The sequence below is a fragment of the Paenibacillus doosanensis genome (assembly GCF_025060755.1).
In the GTDB taxonomy this organism is placed as follows: domain Bacteria; phylum Bacillota; class Bacilli; order Paenibacillales; family NBRC-103111; genus Paenibacillus_S; species Paenibacillus_S doosanensis.
Map to the genome: position 1 here is coordinate 27,831 of NZ_JANYUY010000028.1, position 18,539 is coordinate 46,369.

Here is an 18,539-nt window from a genome sequence, read left to right on the forward strand (position 1 = left end):
TCTTTTGCGGCAAATGCAAATAAAGCTTTTCAAAAATCAACTTATCTGATAACCTGATAACATACGATCGATAATTTAAGTTAAAGGAAGGGAACCTTATGCGTGTCTCTTTATTTATTACTTGTTTGGCGGACCAGCTGTATCCGGAAGTAGGGGAAAGCGTTGTCAGGCTGCTCCACCGTTACGGCTGCGAAGTGGATTTCCCGGAAGCGCAAGTATGCTGCGGCCAGCCGGCGTTCAACAGCGGTTACCAGGATGAAGCCAGAGAAGTGGCCCGCGGGCTGATCCGCGCCTTCGAGCATAGCGAGTACGTTGTTTCGCCGTCGGGGTCCTGTACGGGGATGATTCATCACTACTATCCGCTGTTGTTCGAGAATGAGCCGGAATGGAAGCGGAAAGCGGAGGAGCTCATTGCCAAAACGTACGAGTTTTCGCAGTTTTTGGTCAATGTGCTGGGAGTGACGGATCTCGGAGCGGTGTTGAAAGCCAAGGCGACTTATCACGCTTCCTGCCATGCGACGCGGTTCCTCGGGGTCAAGGAGGAGCCGGGTCTTCTGATGTCGAACATCAAGGGCCTTGAGGTGATCGATCTGCCGAGGAAGGAAGATTGCTGCGGGTTCGGCGGAACGTTTGCGGTGAAGATGGCGGATATGTCCGAAGCGATGGTATGCGAGAAAGCGGGGCATGTCTGCTCGACGGGCGCGAACATCCTGGTCGGTTCGGATATGGGCTGTCTGATGAATATCGGCGGCCGGCTGAACAAGGATAATCAGCCGATTCGCGTCATGCATATCGCCCAGCTGCTGGAGGAAGGAGTGAAGAACGGTGAATCAGGTCGATGAGAAGCAATTGATCGGCACAGGGCTGAAAAAAAGAACCGAGGAAGCGTTGGCCGACCAGTTTTTACGCAAAGCGGTAGCTTTCACGACGGAGAAGCTGAAATCCGCCAAGCTGCAGGCGGCGGAAGATTTCGGCCATTGGGAAGAATGGCGCGAGCGCGGCAAACAAATCCGCAAGCATGTCATTGAGAATCTGGATTATTATTTGACCCAGTTTACCGATAACGTCGCCAAGGCGGGCGGCCATGTTTATTTCTGTAAAACCGGGGACGAGGCCGTCAAAATTTTCATGGAGCTGGCCGAGGAACGCAGAGCCAAATTGGTAGCTAAAGGAAAGTCGATGGTGTCGGAGGAAATTCATCTGAATCATCATCTGCATGAAAAGGGCATTGAAGCGATCGAAACGGATCTTGGCGAATATATTTTGCAGCTTGCGAAGGAAACGCCTTCGCACTTGATTATTCCTGCGATTCATAAGAATAAGCAGCAAATCGCCGAATTGTTCAACAACGAATCCGGGGAGCAATTCCCGCCGGAGACGAAGGTGCTTGCAGGCTACGCGAGGCAGCGCCTGCGCAATTATTTCCTGGAGGCGGATATCGGCCTGACCGGCTGCAATTTCGGCGTCGCCGAATCGGGCTCGATTACGCTTGTGGAGAACGAAGGCAACGGCCGGATGGTCAGCACGATTCCGAAGACGCATGTCGTGATCATGGGGATGGAGCGGCTCGTGCCGACTTACGAGGATCTGGAAGTCGTCTTGAACCTGCTCGCGCGCAGCGCGACGGGCCAGAAGCTGACGTCGTATACGTCGATGATTACCGGCCCGCGCCGCGAAGGGGAGGCCGACGGACCGGAGGAGCTCCATCTGATCATCTTGGACAACGGGCGCTCGGCGCAGCTCGGCGATCCGGTGTTCCAGGACGTGCTGCATTGCATCCGCTGCGCAGCCTGTATGAATGCGTGCCCCGTGTACCGTCACGTGGGCGGACACACCTACGGCAGCGTATACAGCGGCCCGATCGGGGCCGTGCTGACGCCGCTGCTGCAGCAGGACATGAAGGAAGCGGGCCAGCTGGCCTACGCTTCCAGCTTGTGCGGGGCATGCTACGAGGCATGCCCGGTCAAAATCCCGCTGCACGACATGCTCGTGCAGCTGCGCGCCCGCAAGGTCAAGATGGGGCTGACGCCCCTTGCCGAGCGCGCGGCCTTCAAGTCGTTCCAGACGGCGTTCGGGAGCGTGACTTTGTATAAAATGGCGACCAAATCCGCCTATTATTTGCAGAAGCCTTTCATCAGCAAAGGCTATATCAAGAAAGGGCCGGGACCGATGTCCGGCTGGACGCAGTCGCGCTTCTTCCCGATGAAGCCGAAGCAGTCGTTCCGCGAGCGCTGGGAAGCGCTGCAGAAGGAGCTGAAGAACGCTCCGGTGGTAGCGAAGGCCCCGGAAGCGCCAGCGAATAAGGGAGGTAAGCCTCATGAGCACTAAAACCGGACAAATTCACGGCCGCGAGGCCTTTATCGCCAATATTTCGTCGCGGCTCGGACGCAGAGCGCCTTCCAGCACGCCGCCGGAGCGGCCGTTCAAGGGGGCTCCGGATTTCTACAGGCAGATCGAAAAGACGACGGACGAGAAGATCGATCTGTTCATTCAAAGCTGGACCGCTTTGACGGGAAAAGTGCTTGTCGTGGATGAGAAGGATGCGAAAGAAAGCATCGGCGCCTGGCTGAAAGAGGTCGCAGCCGAGCAAGGGGTAACCCAAGCGTCGCGTTGGGAGCATGCGGGGCTTATCGAGCTCGGCTTGGACGAAGCGCTGGCCGAAGCCGGAGTGACCGTCGTTCCGTGGAAGGAAGGCGACACGGAGGAGCCGGAGGCTTCTACAGCCGCCGGTTCCGCAGGCGGCGACTCCAACTGGGCGAAGCGCAGCGAGCTGCTGAAACGGACGGAGCGCTGCCAGCTCGGCATGATCTGGCCGGATTACGCTATCGCCAACACGAGCACGCTAGTCCTCCAATGTACGCCGGAGCGGGGCCGCTCGGTCAGTCTGCTGACGGGAATTTTGTTCGCGATATTCCGCGCGGACCAGCTCGTATACCGGATGGGCGAGGCATTCGGCGGCATTACGCAGGGCAAGACGGACGGCAGCCAGTATGCTTCGTCTTTAAATCTGATTACGGGACCGAGCCGGAGCGCCGATATCGAGAACGACTTGACGATCGGAATTCACGGACCGGGCAAAGTGTACGCGGTTATTATTAAATAGAAGCTAAATGCGTAACAAATATAATAGAGGGCCTTCTCCGAAAGCGGGGAGGGCTCTTTGTCATGCGTCCGGACGGAAACCGATTATGCGCTTGGCAAGCTGAGCAGCATAGCGGATAAGCGGGGGCCGGTAATAGGGCAAAAATCCGTTGACAGAAAGATGTACCCGTTGTACGATGAAGGTGTCAATTATACAAAACCGTGGTTTTGTATAAAAAACCAAATCGGCGTGTTTTATCAGGAGGAGCCATGGAAAAGAAATACTGGGTGCCCGCCTTGGAGAAGGCGGACGTCGTGCTTCAAGCCATTTCCGGGCAGCCTTCCAAGCTGAAGCTTATCGATTTATCCAAGCAGCTCGGCATTAATAAGAGCTCGATGTTTTCCCTGCTCAATACGATGGAAACGCTGGAGTGGGTTGTGCGCGAAGCCGAGGGCACGTATTCCCTTGGATCGAAGCTAGGTTTTATTGGGAATGTTTTTTTCAAGCAATTCAGTTTGATCGACCGCTTCCGCAAGGAAGCCTCCGTAACCAAGCATACGATTCAGGAGACGATTCAGCTCGCCAAGCTGGAGCAGCGGGATGTACTGTATCTTGCCAAAGAGGAGATGCCTTCGCCTGTCAGGCTCGCCTCGGAGCCGGGGATGAAGCTTCCCGCGCACGCGACGGCGCTCGGCAAAGCAATGCTGGCTGCGCTTGATCCGGCCGAGGTTGAGGCGTTATACCCGAATGAGGAGCTGGGCCAGGAGCTAACCTTGCATACCATCAAGTCGCGCCGCGAGTTGATGGAACAGCTGGCGGCCATACGGGATCAAGGTCATGCCTGCGATCTTCAGGAAGCCGTCATGGGTTTCTGCTGTGTGGCCGCCCCGGTGCGGGACGCGCAAGGAAAAGTCATAGCGGCGATCAGCTGTTCGATGTTTCAGCATGAATGGGAGCAGAAGAGGGAGCAGGCAAGCAGGGAGATTTGCGCGCTTGCGGGCAGGTTGTCCCAAGGCAACTGCCAATAGCGATTAATAATTCCGGAAGGGACGTGAAGCAATTGAGATTGCAGAATAAAGTAACGTTGATTACAGGAGCGGGCTCGGGCATCGGGAAGAGCACGGCTCTGCTTTTCGCCAGCGAAGGAGCGGCCGTTATCGTCAATGATTTGCTCGAAGAAAGAGGGCAAGAAACGGTAGAAGAAATTAAGCAAGCCGGAGGCGAAGCGATTTTTCTGCAAGCCGACGTAACGAATCCCGACTCGGTCAAAGCGATGGTCGATCAGGCGATCGCCGCTTACGGGCGCATTGACGTGCTGTTCAACAACGCGGGTGTCAGCGGAGTCGGAGCCATTCACGAGGTCGAGCCGGACGCATGGGACCGCGTCATTAACATCAACATCCGCGGCGTATACTTGCCTTCCAAGTATGTGCTTCCGCATATGATGGAGCGGCGCAACGGGTCGATCATCAATATGTCCTCTTGTATCGCAGAGATAGGACTAGCCAGACGCGCGTCGTACTCCGCAACCAAAGGGGCGGTGCTTGCGTTGACGAAGTCCATGCAGGTCGATTATGCGCCATACCAAATCCGCGTGAATGCGCTGCTTCCGGGAACGATTCTGACGCCTTTTGTCGAAGATTATTTGAAAAAATCGTACGACAATCAGGAAGAAGCTTACGCATCGCTCAAATCGCGCCAGCTGAGCGGCGATCTGGGCAGACCCGAGGATGTCGCCAAAGCGGCGTTGTTCCTGGCTTCGGACGAATCGAAGTTCATGATGGGTTCTCCGCTGTACATCGACGGCGGCGTCGTCTTCGGCAAAAACGCCTAAACCGTCCGTTAGGAACTGCCGTTATTGGATCAAATTATCAACCGATAAGGACTCATACTATTATGGAGGGTATGCCATTATGAAACTTCTTACTTTTATCGAGAACGGCCAGCAAACGCTCGGAGTGAAAACGGAGCAGGGCATCGTACATATCGCCGCGGCTCTGCAAGCCGTTCCCGCCGGGGCGGGACAATCCGTGCCGCAAACGGTGCATGAGGTTATCGACGGAGGCGCGCAGGCGGTAGCGGCATTGCAAGCGTATGTGGATCAGGCTTTGGCGGGAGCGGCCGGACGCACGGCGGCGGCATATCTGCTCGCCGAATCCGATCTGACGCTCGGCCCTTGCGTTACTCATCCGAACAAAATCATTTGCGTCGGGCTCAACTACCGCAAGCATGCCGAGGAAACGAACGCTCCGATTCCGAAGTTTCCGATTCTGTTCAACAAGTTCAACAATACGCTGACCGGTCACGGGGCCGACGTACCGCTTCCGGTGAAGGTTACGGATCAAGTCGACTACGAAGCCGAGCTGGTTATCGTCATCGGCAAAGAAGCGAAGTACGTCTCCAAGGAGCAGGCGCTGGATCATGTATTCGGCTATTGCAATGTGAACGACTTGTCTGCGCGCGATCTGCAGATGCGCACGCATCAATGGCTGCTCGGCAAAAGCTGCGACGGCTTCAGCCCGCTCGGTCCTTACCTTGTCACAGCGGACGAAGTCGGCAATCCGAACGATCTTGCCGTCCGCTGCATCGTGAACGGAGAGGTTCGCCAAAATTCAAACACGTCCGATATGATTTTCTACTGCGACGAAATCGTCAGCTATATTTCGCAGCATATGACGCTCGTTCCGGGCGATATTATTTTGACCGGAACTCCGGAAGGCGTCGTGCTCGGTCTGCCTGAAGACAAGCGCGTCTATTTAAAAGACGGCGATGTCGTTACGATCGAGATTGAAAAGCTCGGCTCGCTGACTAACAAAATGGTCGCGGAGCAGGTTTAAACGGCGAAGACGCGGCAGACAGACGCGATCGTTCCGGAGAAGCGGCGATCGGAGGAACGATCCGCGCGCTCGCAGCTCGGCGCATTCACTATTCGCTAACGAAGATAGCTTTCCTTACGGAAAGCTCTTAGGAGGTCAAAACAATGGCAGCACATCATATCGAAGCAGGAGCCGACGCGCTGGTCATGGACGCCAGAGACCACGTGGCTACGGCCATCAAAGATTTGCAGCAAGGACAGAAGGTAAGCTACCGCAAGCAGGATCAAGTGCATGAGATTGTGCTTGTTGATGCAATCCCTTTCGGCCATAAGCTGGCGATCGAGGATATTCCTCAAGGCACCGATATTCGCAAATACGGCGAGGTGATCGGCCGGACAACAGCGGACATTAAAGCGGGGCAGCACGTTCATATTCATAACGTTGAAGGCATTCGCGGCCGCGGGGATCAGGCGGTCAAAGCATAATATACATTAGAGAGTAAGCGCAATGTTTACGCAAGAAACGTTTTCTTATAACGCTTACGAAGCCAGTTTTCTTGCGAAAACTTTTAGTTAACGCTTACGAAGTCAGTTTTCTTGCGAAAACTTTTAGGAGGAGAACATATGAGTCACATGATGGGTTACAGAAGACCGAACGGCGATGTAGGGATTCGCAATCATTTGCTGATTATTCCGACCGTTATTTGCGCCAATCAAGTGTGCAGCCGAATCAACCAAATGGTGCCGGATACGGTAGCGATTCCGCATCAGCACGGATGCAGCCAGATCGGAGCGGACAAAGAACGCACGTTCGAGGTGCTGGCGGGGACAGGGAAAAACCCGAATGTCGGCGGCGTCATCATTATCAGCCTCGGCTGCGAGGTGATCGATCCTCATGAGCTGGCAGAGGCGATCAGACCGACGGGCAAGCTCGTCGAAGTATTCGACATTCAGTCGGTCGGCGGTTCGGTGAAAGCGATTCAGCATGGAACCGAGCTGGCGAAGAAAATGCGCGCTCAGCTCGATGCGATGCAGCCGGAGCCGATTCCTTTCAGCGAGCTGATTATCGGCGTCAAATGCGGCGGTTCGGACGCGACATCAGGCCTTGCCTCCAACCCTGCGCTTGGAGCGGCGGCGGATACGCTGATCCAGCAAGGCGGCGGCGTCGTTATCGGAGAAACGACGGAGATCATCGGGGCGGAGCATGTGCTTGCTTCCCGCTGCGCGACACCGGAGACGGAGAAGCAGTTATACCATATCGTCGAGCGTTTCGAGAAGGAAGTCGAGCGGATGGGCGCGGATATGCGAGGCGGCAATCCGAGTCCGGGCAATATTGCCGGCGGACTTACGACGATCGAGGAGAAATCTTTGGGCTGTATCAGCAAATGCGGCAATGCGCCGATCAAGGGTATCGTCGAATATGCGGAGCAGCTGCCTAAGCACGGACTGTACTTCATGGATTCCCCGGGAAATGATATCGAATGCGTATCCGGAATGGCCGCCGGCGGAGCTCATCTCGTCTGCTTCACGACCGGCCGCGGGACGCCAACCGGCTCCGCAGTCATTCCTGTTATCAAAATTACCGGAAATAAACGGATGTTCGAGCGGATGAGCGATAATATGGATATCGACGTCAGCGATATGCTGGAAGGGACTTTGAGCCTCGAAGACGCGGGCAATCAAATCTGGGAAGAGATCAAAGCGGTTGCGAGCGGCAAGCTGACGAAAGCGGAAGTGCTCGGCCATACCGAGTTCAGTATTAACCGGATCGGGCCTAGCTTGTAATCTATCCGGATGCGTCACATGACTGCGCTGAGCAGTCCATAAGGTTGTATTCACGCGAAAGGGGATTCGTGAAGATGGCAAGATTAAAAGATAAGGTAGCTCTGGTTACAGGCGGCAGTCGGGGAATCGGCGAAGCGATTGCGATTCGTCTCGCGGAAGAAGGCGCGCACGTAGCCGTTAACTATACGTCGGACCGTTCGCGCGCATTGGCTGAGAAAGTCAAAGAGCAGATCGAGGCGCTGGGCAGCAAAGCGATCGTCGTGCAAGCCGATGTGGGCAACAAGGCTCAAGTGGAAGCGATGTTCAAGCAAGTGGAGGAGCAGCTGGGCGACGTTGAAATTTTGGTGAACAACGCGGGGATCGCTCCGTTCGAACCGTTTATGAAAGTAACGGAAGAAACATGGGACCGCACGTACGCTACGAATGTAAAGTCGATTTTCTTAAGCTCTCAGCTGGCTGCGAAGAAAATGATCGAGAAGCGCTACGGCAAAATCGTCAACGTCCTCTCTACGGCAAGCCTTGTCGTAACAAGTCCGGTCATCCCGCATTACCAGTCGTCTAAAGCCGCCGCGAACATGCTGACCAAAGGCATGGCTATCGAGCTGGGCAAATATAACATTAACGTCAATGCGGTAGGCCCGAGTACGGTCGACACCGATATGTGTACCGATTTCTTGGCCGATCCGGAAATTCGCGCCAAAGAGATCGAAGCGAATCCGATGAAACGTCTTGGAACGGCCCGCCAAATCGGCGACGCCGTCGTATTTCTGGCTTCGGATGAGGCTATGCAGATCAACGGCCATTTGCTGATGGTTGACGGCGGCTTGACAGTCAAAGCGGCTCAGCCTGAAGATCATATGGAGCATTAATAAAAATAATCGCAGGCTCAAGCTTCTCGGGATTTAATCCGAGGGGCTTTTTTTCGCTTACAGGGGCAGCTTCCAAATCAGGTCATTCCAACGTTATTATTAGCCGTACTTTGTACTTCTTTATTATACCGTCTTGAAAATGATATAATAAACAAGAAAGGAATGGAGTTGATTTTGCGATGCAAGACATGCTTGATCCCCGTGTGGATATTATTTTTAAACGCATATTTGGCAGTGAGCATAACAAGGATGTGCTGCTGGCATTTTTGAACAGTACGTTTCGGGATGCCGGCGAGCCCCCGCTAACGGAGATTATCCTGCTGAATCCATATACGGAGCCAGACAGCCCCGATGATAAACAATCGATTATGGATATCAAGGCCCGTACTGCACAAGGGGAGCTTTTGAACATTGAGATGCAGTTATTCAATCCATACCATATGGAGAAGCGAACTTTATTCTACTGGTCTGAGATGTACTACCATCAGATTCCGAAGGGCAGCAATTACACGAAGCTGAAAAAGTGCGTCACGATCAATATTCTGAATTATTCCAGCCTGCCGAATGACCGTTACCACAGCGTATTCCATTTGCGAGAGGATCACACAGGGATTCCGCTTTTGGACGATATCGAGATTCATGTGATAGAGCTTACGAAGCTGGATCAACAATTCGTTCCGCTGGACAGAGGTGGACTGGTCAATTGGCTGATGTTCCTGAAGGGTGCGGACAAATCCAACTGGGAGGTGTTGACGATGAATGAGCCGATGTTGAAAAAGGCGATGGATACATTGGAATTTTTGAGTCAGGATGCGGCGGCAAGGATGGCTTACGACGCCCGTATGAAGGCGCTTAGCGATGAAAAATCGCGGATTGAAGGGGCTTTGGAGGAAGGGCTGGCTATTGGAATAGAAAGAGGCATAGAAAAAGGCATAGAAAGAGGCAAAGCGGAAACGGCGCTCAAGCTTTTGGAGCTGGGAATCGATATTCAAACCATAGCCAAGGCGACGGGAATGTCGACAGAAGAGATCAGCACGCTCGGCTCTCTTAAATAAATGAAATATAACAAGACAGCCGCGCTGCAGGAGCCGGCTGTTTTTTGCGATATTGACGGAAAGGGATTGCAGCCCAAAAGCGGGACCAAAGAGGGAACGGTGGAGGAAAGGGCGAAATTTTACCCTCAACTCCCGCCTTATGTACCAACGCAAGTCTCGAATCAAATGCGCCGTAGGTATAAAGTACGGAAGTGATGTTAGGTTTTATCAGGAAAAGGGACATATTGTTAATAAATCAAACGGAGAAATCGACAATATTCGCTAAATTGCGACATAAATTCTAATAATCTCCTAATAATTGTCTTATACTTTTTAAAACTTTATCTCCTATAGTAGAACTATGATCAGCAACGATTCGTCAAAGGCAAAACGCAGCAGCCGTTAAAGATGCCGACCTTCATTGCCGAAAGTTTAGGAGGTGGTTTGTATGAAAGACATCCAATTGCTTCACAAAGGTAAGGTGTACCAGGGCCAAGTCGGTTACGATCAGCATGGGCTCATGGAGGTTACGCTCCGGGAGGATCATGCTCTCATCAACGGAGAGATGGTGCTGTGCTTCGATAAAAGCAGCCGTCAATCGATGAGAATACTGAATCATTCCCAATCCAAGGTGCTCCTGGCTCCTGTCGACTCGGAATTGTTCCAAATAAAAGCAAGGCCGGAGTGTAAAGTCGAAGCCTGGTTAAATGAAGATAAGCCGGCGGTCAGCCCTTTTAGGCTGAACACATTTGCAACCATTAGCGAGGACTTCAAGACGACGGCCGTACGTATTACCGATGTGAGCCGGTACGGCCTCGGATTTGAGGTCGATGATTTTTCCATCCGGATGCATTATGTTTACGACAGCATGTTGATTTGCGACGATGAGTGCATTCATCCGAAGCTTATTGTTCGCTACGCGCATATTATGGAACGTACGATTCGTTACGGCGCGGAGATTCACGGCATTTCTCCCGAAGATTTGAACAAATTCCGCTATTACATCGCGATGGAGCAGTTCAAGCATCTGATGCTTGTATAAAATGGATTGTAAAAGGAGCGTGATTATCCATACGCGCGGCATACTACCCAGGCTGTTAAAAAATCAAGGGACTCGGCGGAGCTCTTGGTTTTTTGTGCGGCTGCGGGTCTCTGCCGATGACATGCGGCGAAGCAAAAAAATAGAGGGCGAAGAGGTGGCTCTGCTCTTTCCCCGCCCTGCTGCAGCTCCATTTTCAGAGAGTGTGAATCGCTATAATCGATGTGATGGCAATATGAACAGTATTCCCCGTTCCGGACGCTACATTGTTTAAAACGACCGCGCCGTTTTGACATCCCCCATAGTTGCCGATATGAGAAACGCCGAAGGAATCAACTTGAATCAAGGTGCCTAAGCCGATTTGGGACAAAACGGATAGTATGGCGTACATATTCTCACCTCCCCTGCTTTCTTTAATATAGAATATGCAAAACTATCAATATTTCCTGTGCTCCGATAGTAGACGCAATACTATTTTTAAAAACGGATTTCTCCATAGAACCGCAGCTAGCACAAGAATCCTTCACGTATGAATGGGACAAGCTAAGAATAGGGAAATTGGCAAGAAGCGGCATTTTCCTATACGAGCAGAGGATGTGAGAAGAATGAGCGAGCGTAAAGAACAAGATGAGCGTTCGGCCCGCAATCGGCCCGATCTCGCCGACGTTGACCCCGGAGTAACCGCCGGAGCTATAGGCGGAGGCGTGGTAGGGGCGGTCGTAGGTTCCGTATTAGGGCCTGCCGGTGCGGTGGCGGGCGGTATTATCGGCGCTGCGGTAGGCAATCAAGCCGGTGAAGGCGCAGCAGATAACGAAGATGCCGGAAATCATAATGATGCGGGGGAGCGAGCCGATTAACCGCTCGGGGCCGTTTGGTATCGAGGCGAATCAGACCGCCGGTATCCCGGTTCTTTGCTAAAAAGGAAACCATAGCTGCGCACAGCGTGTTGCGGCATGGTTTCTTTTGCCGTCAGACCGTTCAAAAAAATCCGCGGTTCGCAGATAAGTAGGTATTTACTTCCTTGAGAGGATAGTTTAAAATATACGTAATAACATAATTACGTAAATACGTATTTTTGTGATTATGTTCGTTTCGTAGTTCCTAAGCGTTTATTGAATCTATGAAGGGAGTGTGGTTCTCCAGATGAACCGGGATTATGGTGCGGAGTTGGATGCGCTGAAAGCGCAAATGGCGGAGCTTGAAAGGCTTGTGCGAAGCATGGCCGGTGCGGAAGTGAAGTCTGCCGAGGCCGGAACAGCCGATAACCGGCAGAAGGAGCTGCTGGTGCAAGGGGGAGGCGGGGAAGCTGGCGCCATGTATTTCTCCGGCTACTACCGCAGCGGGGAGCAGACGGTGCGCTGCGAACCGCAGGAGAAAGCCTCGCGAGAATTGCTGGGGCTTAATAGGGGCAAGGCGGCCAAGGTGCTGGCTGCGCTCGGCCATAAGCAGAGGCTCGATCTGCTGCTGGAGCTATGGGATGAGGCTTTGACCGGCGCGGAGCTGGTAGAACGGCTGAATATGGGAACGACCGGGCAATTATACCATCATTTGAAGGCTTTGACCGGTGCGGATCTGCTTGTGCAGGAAGAACGGGGAGGCCGCTATACGATCCCGTCTCACCGCCGCTTTTCTATTTTGCTGCTGTTGTCCGCTATGTCGGATTTAATCGATACCAGCGATTATATCGCTATGACCGAAGCGCGCGACGAAGCGCACAGCTATTTGGGTGCATCCAGCAAGGAAGGGTACGATCTCCATCAGCTTCTGTGGGCGGTCGTCAACAATTCGCTTGAAGAGCATGAGGCAGGCTACTGCAGCGAGGTCGGCATCTATTTACATGACGACGGCAGCGCGACCGTTGCGGATAACGGCCGGGGCATTCCGACTCGGTTGCTGCCGCAAACCGGTCAGCCTACGGTGCAGTCTATTTTGACGAAGATGGATATGTTCAGTCATTCCGCATCTTCGTTCGTAGCGCCCGGCGCGGAGAAAGGGATCGGCATCGCGGTTGTCAATGCGCTGTCGCATTCGTTGAGCGTGGAAATCCGCCGGGATGGGGGGATCTACCGGCAAGAATACCGGCACGGCATTCCGAGATCGGGGCTTATGACGGTCGGCGAGACGAATGATACCGGTACGAGCGTGACGTTTAAGCCCGAGCAGGAGCTGTTCGCCGGACGGTTCGATAAAGCGAAGATCGAAGCGCGTGCCGCAGAGCTGAGAGAGGCTTATCCCGGGCTGCGGATTCGCATTCAATAACTTCTTTCCGTTACAAGGTCATATGGGGCAGCCGTACCGAGAGCGTCCTGGAACGCGAGGATAGTTGAGTTGTTTCGCACTCGGACGGCCGCCTGTCTGGCCGGGGCCGCTCGCACGGAGGAGAACGGCTGAGGCTGTGAATTACGGCGGGGATGCGTTAAATAAATAAGGAGGCCGGATAATGATTTACATAGCGTTGTTGCGAGGAATTAACGTCGGCGGCAAAAATAAGGTTAAAATGGCCGACTTGCGAACGATTTTGGAAGAGATGGGTCTAGGTCGGGTTCAAACTTATATTCAAAGCGGCAATGTTTTGTTTGAAGCCGATGAGGAAGAGGGGCCGCTGCGCCAGCGGCTGGAGCGCGAGCTGGAGGCGAGGCTCGGGTTCGCCGTCGCCGTCGTGGTAAGAACGCTGGATGAGTGGAAAAAGGTTGCCGCCGGGTGCCCGTTCTCGGATGAGGAAATTGCCGAAGCGGAGGCGGCGTCCGATGCGGAGAGTCTGTATGTTGCATTTATGCCTGAAGCGCCTTTGCCTGAAAAGGCAGAACGGCTGAGCGAATACAGGACCGACAACGATAAGTACCGCATCGACGGCCGCGACGTTTACCTTCTGTTCCGCTACAGCGTACGCGATTCCAAGCTGGCGATAAACCTGCACAAGCTGGACGTTCCGGTTACCGTGCGCAATTGGAAGACGGTCAATAAACTGCTGGCTTTAGGAACGGCGATGGCATAACGAGCGAGCGGATCGAACGTGCGCATCAATGATAATGGCGCTTAAGATCATCTTGAGGGGGCTAAACTGTCGTTATCGACGCGTTCGACCGCGAGGCTGTCCTCGCGGCGGCAGAGGAAATACGGCCGGTCGCCGCCGTATCCGACATGGCGGAGCGGGTTTGCGCAAAGCTTGAAATGATGCGGGCCATTTTTTGGAGAGCCTCTCGGGTAAGTCCGGAGGCGCTCGAACTCTGCCGGCGGATTAAGCCGCTTCAAACGGACAATCGCACACTTCCCCGGTAGGAAAAATTTTAATTTAAGTGTCGAAGCAGTGGATTTATTCAGATTCAGCGGTGTATAATCCTCTTAGCGAAGGATGTCGAAGTGCGGCGAAAAGTTAGATCTAGCCGAAGCTGGATGCGGACGGAATCACCTTCGAAGTATCGTTTCGTTTTGGGGCTTGTCACAATCTACACAGCAAAATACCGCGCAAATGTTTGGAATCGGTTCCAGTCTTTTTAACAACTCCGCCCCTTCAACGTTTCTGCAGACCGCTAATTTTGCTACGGCATGCGGTAAAAACGGTTTTTAACAAGGAGTGATTTCAGTTCATGCGCGTTGTACTTATCGATGATGAAGAGAATGCTCTGAATATTTTGGAGATCTTATTGCGTGAGATCGATGGCGTCACGGTTGCCGGACGTTTTACGAATCCGCTGCAGGGGATTGAAGCTATGGAAGGTTTGCAGGCGGATGCCGTATTCCTGGATATTCAAATGCCGGGTATATTAGGAGTGGAAGCGGCTAGACGAATCAAAGCGATCGTACCGCATATTCAGATTGTGTTTACAACCGCTTATTCCGAATACGCCGTGGAAGCTTTTGAAATCCAATCCATCGATTACTTATTGAAGCCGTTCACCAAGGATAGGCTGCGCAACACCGTATCGCGCCTTGCGAAGGCGGTTTCTGTCCAAAGCCGCGTTGAGGCTGCAAGCGGAGCCGGAATCTACGTGCAGTGCTTCGGAGGATTTCAAATCCATACGGCTGGCGGGCTGCTTCCTTGGAAAACGAATAAGGAACGGGAGCTGTGCGCTTATTTGATGCATCACGAAGGGAATCAGATTGATGCTGGAACGATTCTTAACTCGCTTTGGCCGGAGTCCGAGCTGACTAAAGCGAGAACTTATTTGTATACGTGCATCTCATACTTGCGCAAAAGCTTTCAGGCCAGCAGCCTCGATCTGAAGGTCAATAAAATCGGCAGAGGTTATGCTATCGATGCAACCGGAATGAAAAGCGATGTCGAGGAGTTTATTGCTATAGCGGAAACGGCGGCGGCCGAGGAAGCCCTGAACGAGAAACAGTACGAGAGAATGAACGCCTTGCACAAAGGGGAATATTTGCAGGACTGCGATTTCGACTGGGCGATGTGGAAGCGGGAGGACCTCAAATCCAGATATATCCGGACGTTAAGAATCGCGTACAGCCATTTTATGAGAAACGGGAACGTTGTGCTTGCGGCAGACAGCTTACGGCGCGTTCTGGACGTTTCTCCCGATTCGGAGAAGGACGGCAGGGATTTAATCCAACTGTACATCAATACGGACAAACGCAACGAGGCGTTAAAAATATTCCGGCAGCTCGATCATGCGGTGCGGGAAAATTTGGGCGTCGAGCTGGAAGAAGAGACCGTGCGCTTGTATCAAAGCTTCGCTTAATTTGTTTGGGGAGTAACGAATGAGAAAAAAGCTGGCCGCAGCGGCCGTAACATTGATCATGCTGATCGTTTCCTACGGATTTCTGTACCAATTGTATATGATTCGCGATAATGGCACGCCGCTTGCAGCCGGCGGGCGCATGGACTTAAGCGGCTGGCCCTTGGCCGAGAAAGGCGTTGTGGCGCTGGACGGAGAATGGGAGTTTTACCCCGGCAGGCTGCTTGGGCATGAGGAGTTGCAGGCTTATGTGGAAACATCCTCATCCCCATCTCCGGAGACGATGTATTTGCCGAGTTCCTGGGGCAAGCGGATGAAGCCGTTCGGTTTAGCCACTTACCGGCTGCACATCCGCGTAGACGATGGAAACCGTATGTACGGCTTGAAGACGTTATCGATTCAAATGGCTAATCGTATTCTCGTCAACGGAACGGAAATCGGTTCGGCGGGAACTTTGCCGGATCAAGGTTCGTACGTGGGAAGCAATAAGCCGTACGTCGCTTATTTTTCTTTGCAGCCGGGCTGGAACGAAATTATCGTGCAGGTGGCTAACTACGATTATTTGCCGAGCAGCGGTATTCCCAATTCCATCTATTTCGGTTATTCGAATCAAATTTCCAGTTTGCGCGATATCGCGCTGGCCCGCGATTTAATCTCCATCTGCAGCTTTTTCATTATGGGGATGTATTTCATCGGATTGTATTCCCAGCGTAAAAACGATTATTCGCTCGTTACCTTTGGACTTCTATGCATATTCGTAACCATGTTTTTGTCGACGCGCGGCGAAAGATTGCTGTTCGTCTTATTCGACTTCGTACCGTACGGCATTTATATTCGCCTGCAGTCGATTTCGGTATATGCCGCCTGCATGTCGCTGTTTTTGTTCGTTTATACGGCGTTTCGTCCTTTTTGCCACAAGTGGGTCATCCATACGGGGCTCCTGTTGGGGGTCGTGCTCATGATCACGGCTCTTGTGGATGTGCACAATAGCAGGTTGTTATTGCTGATGACGACCTTTTATGCGACGGCGCCGTTTTTGTATGCGACGTATGTCTACGTGCTGGCCGCGCTTCATCGGGTGGAAGGCAGCTTGTATCTGGTAGTGGCAGCTATTTCGTTAAACTATCATTCCTTGGCGCAAAGCTTCAACGTCTACACGAACGCACCGCTGTATTTTACTTTTCCGTACGAGGTCATTCTCGTGCTGCTGATGCTTGCTCTGCTCATGTCGCTCCGGTTCTCGAACGAGTTCAAGAAGAACGAACAGCTTTCGCTGCAGCTGCTCAAAGCGGATAAATTAAAGGATGATTTCCTTTCCAAAACATCGCATGAATTCAAAACGCCGCTGCACAGCATTATTACGATTTCCGAATCGATGGTCCAGGATGCGCGCGATCCGCTGCCGCCGGAGCAGCAGGAGAAGCTGGAGCTGGTCCTTAGCATCAGCCGCAAGCTGTCGCAGCTCGTGCTTGATATATTGGACTTGTCGAAGCTGAAGCAGGGAGATTTGACTGTTCGTCCGGTAGCGGTCGATGTTCGTACGACGGTGGACATTGTGCTGCGAATCTTTTCCTTCTTAACGGCAGGTAAACCGATCGCTTTGATCAACAAAGTTCCGGAAAATTTGCCGAATGTGCTTGCGGATGAAAACCGTTTTCGGCAAATATTGAACAACTTGCTCGATAACGCCGTGAAGCATACGGTAAGCGGGAGTATCGAAGTGTCAGCGGCGGAGCGGGACGGAATGATCGAAATTTCGGTGGCGGATACGGGAGCGGGAATCGACCCTCAGGCGCTCGATCTCATCTTCGAACCGTTCCAGTCCTTCGAGTCGCAAGGCCTTCAGAGCTTCGGGCTTGGACTGCCTATCGTGAAGCAGCTGATCGAGCTGCAGCGCGGCACTATCGAGGTGTCGTCCGTCCAAGGCGAAGGAACGGTGTTCACCATCAGCTTGCCGTCCGCCGGCAGCGGTGCGAGCGCGAGCACGAACAAACTCGCTTACGTCAGAGCCCGGGACGAGCAGGATTATTCGTTCCCTACTCCCTATTATAAGGAGAACTTGGGTAAGCATACGATTCTTATCGTCGACGATGACTTTTCCAATTTGAAAATATTGCTCGATGCGCTGGCGCCGACAGGCTGCAATGTCGTTGCCGTCAAGAACGGTCTGGAGGCGGTTGCGCAGATCGATAAGCCGAATGCGGTCGATCTGGTCGTTCTCGATCTGATGATGCCGGGAATGTCGGGTTATGAGGTATGCCAGTACATCCGTCAAAAGTATACGCTGCTGGAAATGCCCGTATTAATGGTGACGACGGCGGCGCAGCCGCAGGATAAGCTCGCCGCCTTCGAGGCGGGGGCGAACGATTTCTTGCCGAAGCCGTTCGATGCGATGGAGCTGAAGGCGAGAATCAAGGGCTTGCTGCTGATGAAGGAGTCGCTGGAGAAGGCGATCGAGCTGGAGGTGGCGTTTCTCCAGTCCCAGATCAAGCCCCATTTCTTGTACAACGTGCTGAATACGATCATCGCCCTAAGCTATACCGACGAAGAACAGTCGCGTAAATTGACGACGGATTTGGCCGACTATTTGCGCGGAAGCTTCCGGTTCAGCAATGTCCAGAAACGAACCTCCTTCGGACAGGAGCTGAACCTGATCCGTTCTTACGTCGAAATCGAACGGACGAGATTTAAAGACCGCCTGCGGATTGAGTATGACATAGCAGTAGAGATGTACGGTGTCAGCATTCCCCCGCTGCTGATCCAGCCGCTCGTTGAGAATGCGATCCGGCATGGGATCGGAGGCCGAACCGAGGGAGGCACGGTGAAAATTAAGGCGAACCGGACGGACGCTCATTATTGCATCCAAATCGAGGATGACGGTGTCGGTATAGGAGAGGACAGGCTTAGTTGCTTGCTGGACCCGAGCTCGGAGGCTTCCCAGGGAGTCGGATTGAAAAATATTATGAAGCGGCTCAAATATGAATATCATTCGGAATTGCGAGTGGACAGCTCGCCGGGAAACGGAACCAAAGTGACGGTGCTGATTCCGTTAGCAGCAGTCCTTCACTCCAACGTGTGACGACAAAAACGACAATCTTTCCCCGATGTGAATATCGGGAGAAGGTTGTCGTTTTTTGTTTGGGACGACAGTCCTTTTTGGTGAAATTTCATACAGATTATGTCGAAAGACCTAGTTTTTAAGGTTTCTTTAAGGTTCGCTG

16 protein-coding genes are annotated in these 18,539 nt (G+C 52.9%); all 16 read left to right on the forward strand.

Features of this window, described 5'->3' with window-relative positions; translation table 11 throughout:
- Positions 1–98: 98 nt before the first annotated feature.
- The 16 genes from N0M98_RS19740 to N0M98_RS19815 all read left to right on the forward strand — a co-directional run bounded on the left by N0M98_RS19740 (position 99) and on the right by N0M98_RS19815 (position 18,397).
- On the forward strand, positions 99–842 hold the full coding sequence (locus N0M98_RS19740) for a (Fe-S)-binding protein (protein ID WP_249865295.1): 744 nt from the start codon (positions 99–101) through the stop codon (positions 840–842).
- On the forward strand, positions 826–2,328 hold the full coding sequence (locus N0M98_RS19745) for a LutB/LldF family L-lactate oxidation iron-sulfur protein (RefSeq protein WP_259618917.1): 1,503 nt from the start codon (positions 826–828) through the stop codon (positions 2,326–2,328). Before N0M98_RS19740 ends, N0M98_RS19745 begins: the two co-directional genes overlap by 17 nt.
- On the forward strand, positions 2,318–3,103 hold the full coding sequence (locus tag N0M98_RS19750; protein WP_259618918.1) for a LutC/YkgG family protein: 786 nt from the start codon (positions 2,318–2,320) through the stop codon (positions 3,101–3,103). Before N0M98_RS19745 ends, N0M98_RS19750 begins: the two co-directional genes overlap by 11 nt.
- Before the next feature lie 248 nt (positions 3,104–3,351).
- A complete protein-coding gene (locus N0M98_RS19755) occupies positions 3,352–4,110 on the forward strand; it encodes an IclR family transcriptional regulator (RefSeq protein ID WP_259618919.1) in 759 nt (252 codons plus the stop codon).
- Between the two features lie 32 nt (positions 4,111–4,142).
- A complete protein-coding gene (locus N0M98_RS19760; RefSeq protein WP_259618920.1) occupies positions 4,143–4,916 on the forward strand; it encodes an SDR family NAD(P)-dependent oxidoreductase in 774 nt (257 codons plus the stop codon).
- A 79-nt stretch (positions 4,917–4,995) separates the two neighbouring features.
- The gene (locus tag N0M98_RS19765) at positions 4,996–5,919 is read left to right on the forward strand and encodes a fumarylacetoacetate hydrolase family protein (protein ID WP_259618921.1); all 924 of its coding nucleotides are present in this window, start codon (positions 4,996–4,998) and stop codon (positions 5,917–5,919) included.
- Between the two features lie 143 nt (positions 5,920–6,062).
- Positions 6,063–6,383: a UxaA family hydrolase gene (locus tag N0M98_RS19770; RefSeq protein WP_249865289.1), complete on the forward strand. Its 321-nt coding sequence runs from the start codon at positions 6,063–6,065 to the stop codon at positions 6,381–6,383.
- Positions 6,384–6,521: 138 nt separating this feature from the next.
- Positions 6,522–7,682, forward strand: a complete 1,161-nt coding sequence (locus N0M98_RS19775) for a UxaA family hydrolase (RefSeq protein ID WP_249865288.1) — start codon at positions 6,522–6,524, stop codon at positions 7,680–7,682.
- 74 nt (positions 7,683–7,756) lie between these two features.
- Positions 7,757–8,551: an SDR family NAD(P)-dependent oxidoreductase gene (locus N0M98_RS19780; protein WP_249865287.1), complete on the forward strand. Its 795-nt coding sequence runs from the start codon at positions 7,757–7,759 to the stop codon at positions 8,549–8,551.
- A gap of 179 nt (positions 8,552–8,730) precedes the next feature.
- Positions 8,731–9,606, forward strand: a complete 876-nt coding sequence (locus tag N0M98_RS19785; RefSeq protein ID WP_259618922.1) for an Rpn family recombination-promoting nuclease/putative transposase — start codon at positions 8,731–8,733, stop codon at positions 9,604–9,606.
- 427 nt (positions 9,607–10,033) lie between these two features.
- Positions 10,034–10,627 (forward strand): hypothetical protein, encoded by a 594-nt coding sequence (locus N0M98_RS19790; protein WP_249865285.1) that lies wholly within the window; start codon positions 10,034–10,036, stop codon positions 10,625–10,627.
- A 602-nt stretch (positions 10,628–11,229) separates the two neighbouring features.
- A complete protein-coding gene (locus tag N0M98_RS19795; protein ID WP_249865284.1) occupies positions 11,230–11,481 on the forward strand; it encodes a hypothetical protein in 252 nt (83 codons plus the stop codon).
- A gap of 286 nt (positions 11,482–11,767) precedes the next feature.
- A complete protein-coding gene (locus N0M98_RS19800; protein WP_249865283.1) occupies positions 11,768–12,883 on the forward strand; it encodes an ATP-binding protein in 1,116 nt (371 codons plus the stop codon).
- A gap of 181 nt (positions 12,884–13,064) precedes the next feature.
- A complete protein-coding gene (locus tag N0M98_RS19805) occupies positions 13,065–13,619 on the forward strand; it encodes a DUF1697 domain-containing protein (protein WP_310944048.1) in 555 nt (184 codons plus the stop codon).
- Between the two features lie 592 nt (positions 13,620–14,211).
- Positions 14,212–15,321, forward strand: coding sequence for a response regulator (locus tag N0M98_RS19810; protein ID WP_259618923.1), 1,110 nt, complete (start codon positions 14,212–14,214; stop codon positions 15,319–15,321).
- A 19-nt stretch (positions 15,322–15,340) separates the two neighbouring features.
- Entirely contained in the window at positions 15,341–18,397 is a 3,057-nt protein-coding gene (locus N0M98_RS19815) for a hybrid sensor histidine kinase/response regulator (protein ID WP_249865281.1), read from the forward strand.
- Positions 18,398–18,539: the final 142 nt, after the last annotated feature.

Excerpts from the sequence above, each read along its gene's own strand:
- N0M98_RS19740 (WP_249865295.1), top strand. The coding sequence starts at position 99 with ATGCGTGTCTCTTTATTTATTACTTGTTTGGCGGACCAGCTGTATCCG.
- N0M98_RS19750 (WP_259618918.1), top strand. The coding sequence starts at position 2,318 with ATGAGCACTAAAACCGGACAAATTCACGGCCGCGAGGCCTTTATCGCC.
- N0M98_RS19755 (WP_259618919.1), top strand. The coding sequence starts at position 3,352 with ATGGAAAAGAAATACTGGGTGCCCGCCTTGGAGAAGGCGGACGTCGTG.
- N0M98_RS19765 (WP_259618921.1), top strand. The coding sequence starts at position 4,996 with ATGAAACTTCTTACTTTTATCGAGAACGGCCAGCAAACGCTCGGAGTG.
- N0M98_RS19770 (WP_249865289.1), top strand. The coding sequence starts at position 6,063 with ATGGCAGCACATCATATCGAAGCAGGAGCCGACGCGCTGGTCATGGAC.
- N0M98_RS19775 (WP_249865288.1), top strand. The coding sequence starts at position 6,522 with ATGAGTCACATGATGGGTTACAGAAGACCGAACGGCGATGTAGGGATT.
- N0M98_RS19780 (WP_249865287.1), top strand. The coding sequence starts at position 7,757 with ATGGCAAGATTAAAAGATAAGGTAGCTCTGGTTACAGGCGGCAGTCGG.
- N0M98_RS19785 (WP_259618922.1), top strand. The coding sequence starts at position 8,731 with ATGCAAGACATGCTTGATCCCCGTGTGGATATTATTTTTAAACGCATA.
- N0M98_RS19790 (WP_249865285.1), top strand. The coding sequence starts at position 10,034 with ATGAAAGACATCCAATTGCTTCACAAAGGTAAGGTGTACCAGGGCCAA.
- N0M98_RS19795 (WP_249865284.1), top strand. The coding sequence starts at position 11,230 with ATGAGCGAGCGTAAAGAACAAGATGAGCGTTCGGCCCGCAATCGGCCC.
- N0M98_RS19800 (WP_249865283.1), top strand. The coding sequence starts at position 11,768 with ATGAACCGGGATTATGGTGCGGAGTTGGATGCGCTGAAAGCGCAAATG.
- N0M98_RS19805 (WP_310944048.1), top strand. The coding sequence starts at position 13,065 with ATGATTTACATAGCGTTGTTGCGAGGAATTAACGTCGGCGGCAAAAAT.
- N0M98_RS19810 (WP_259618923.1), top strand. The coding sequence starts at position 14,212 with ATGCGCGTTGTACTTATCGATGATGAAGAGAATGCTCTGAATATTTTG.
- N0M98_RS19815 (WP_249865281.1), top strand. The coding sequence starts at position 15,341 with ATGAGAAAAAAGCTGGCCGCAGCGGCCGTAACATTGATCATGCTGATC.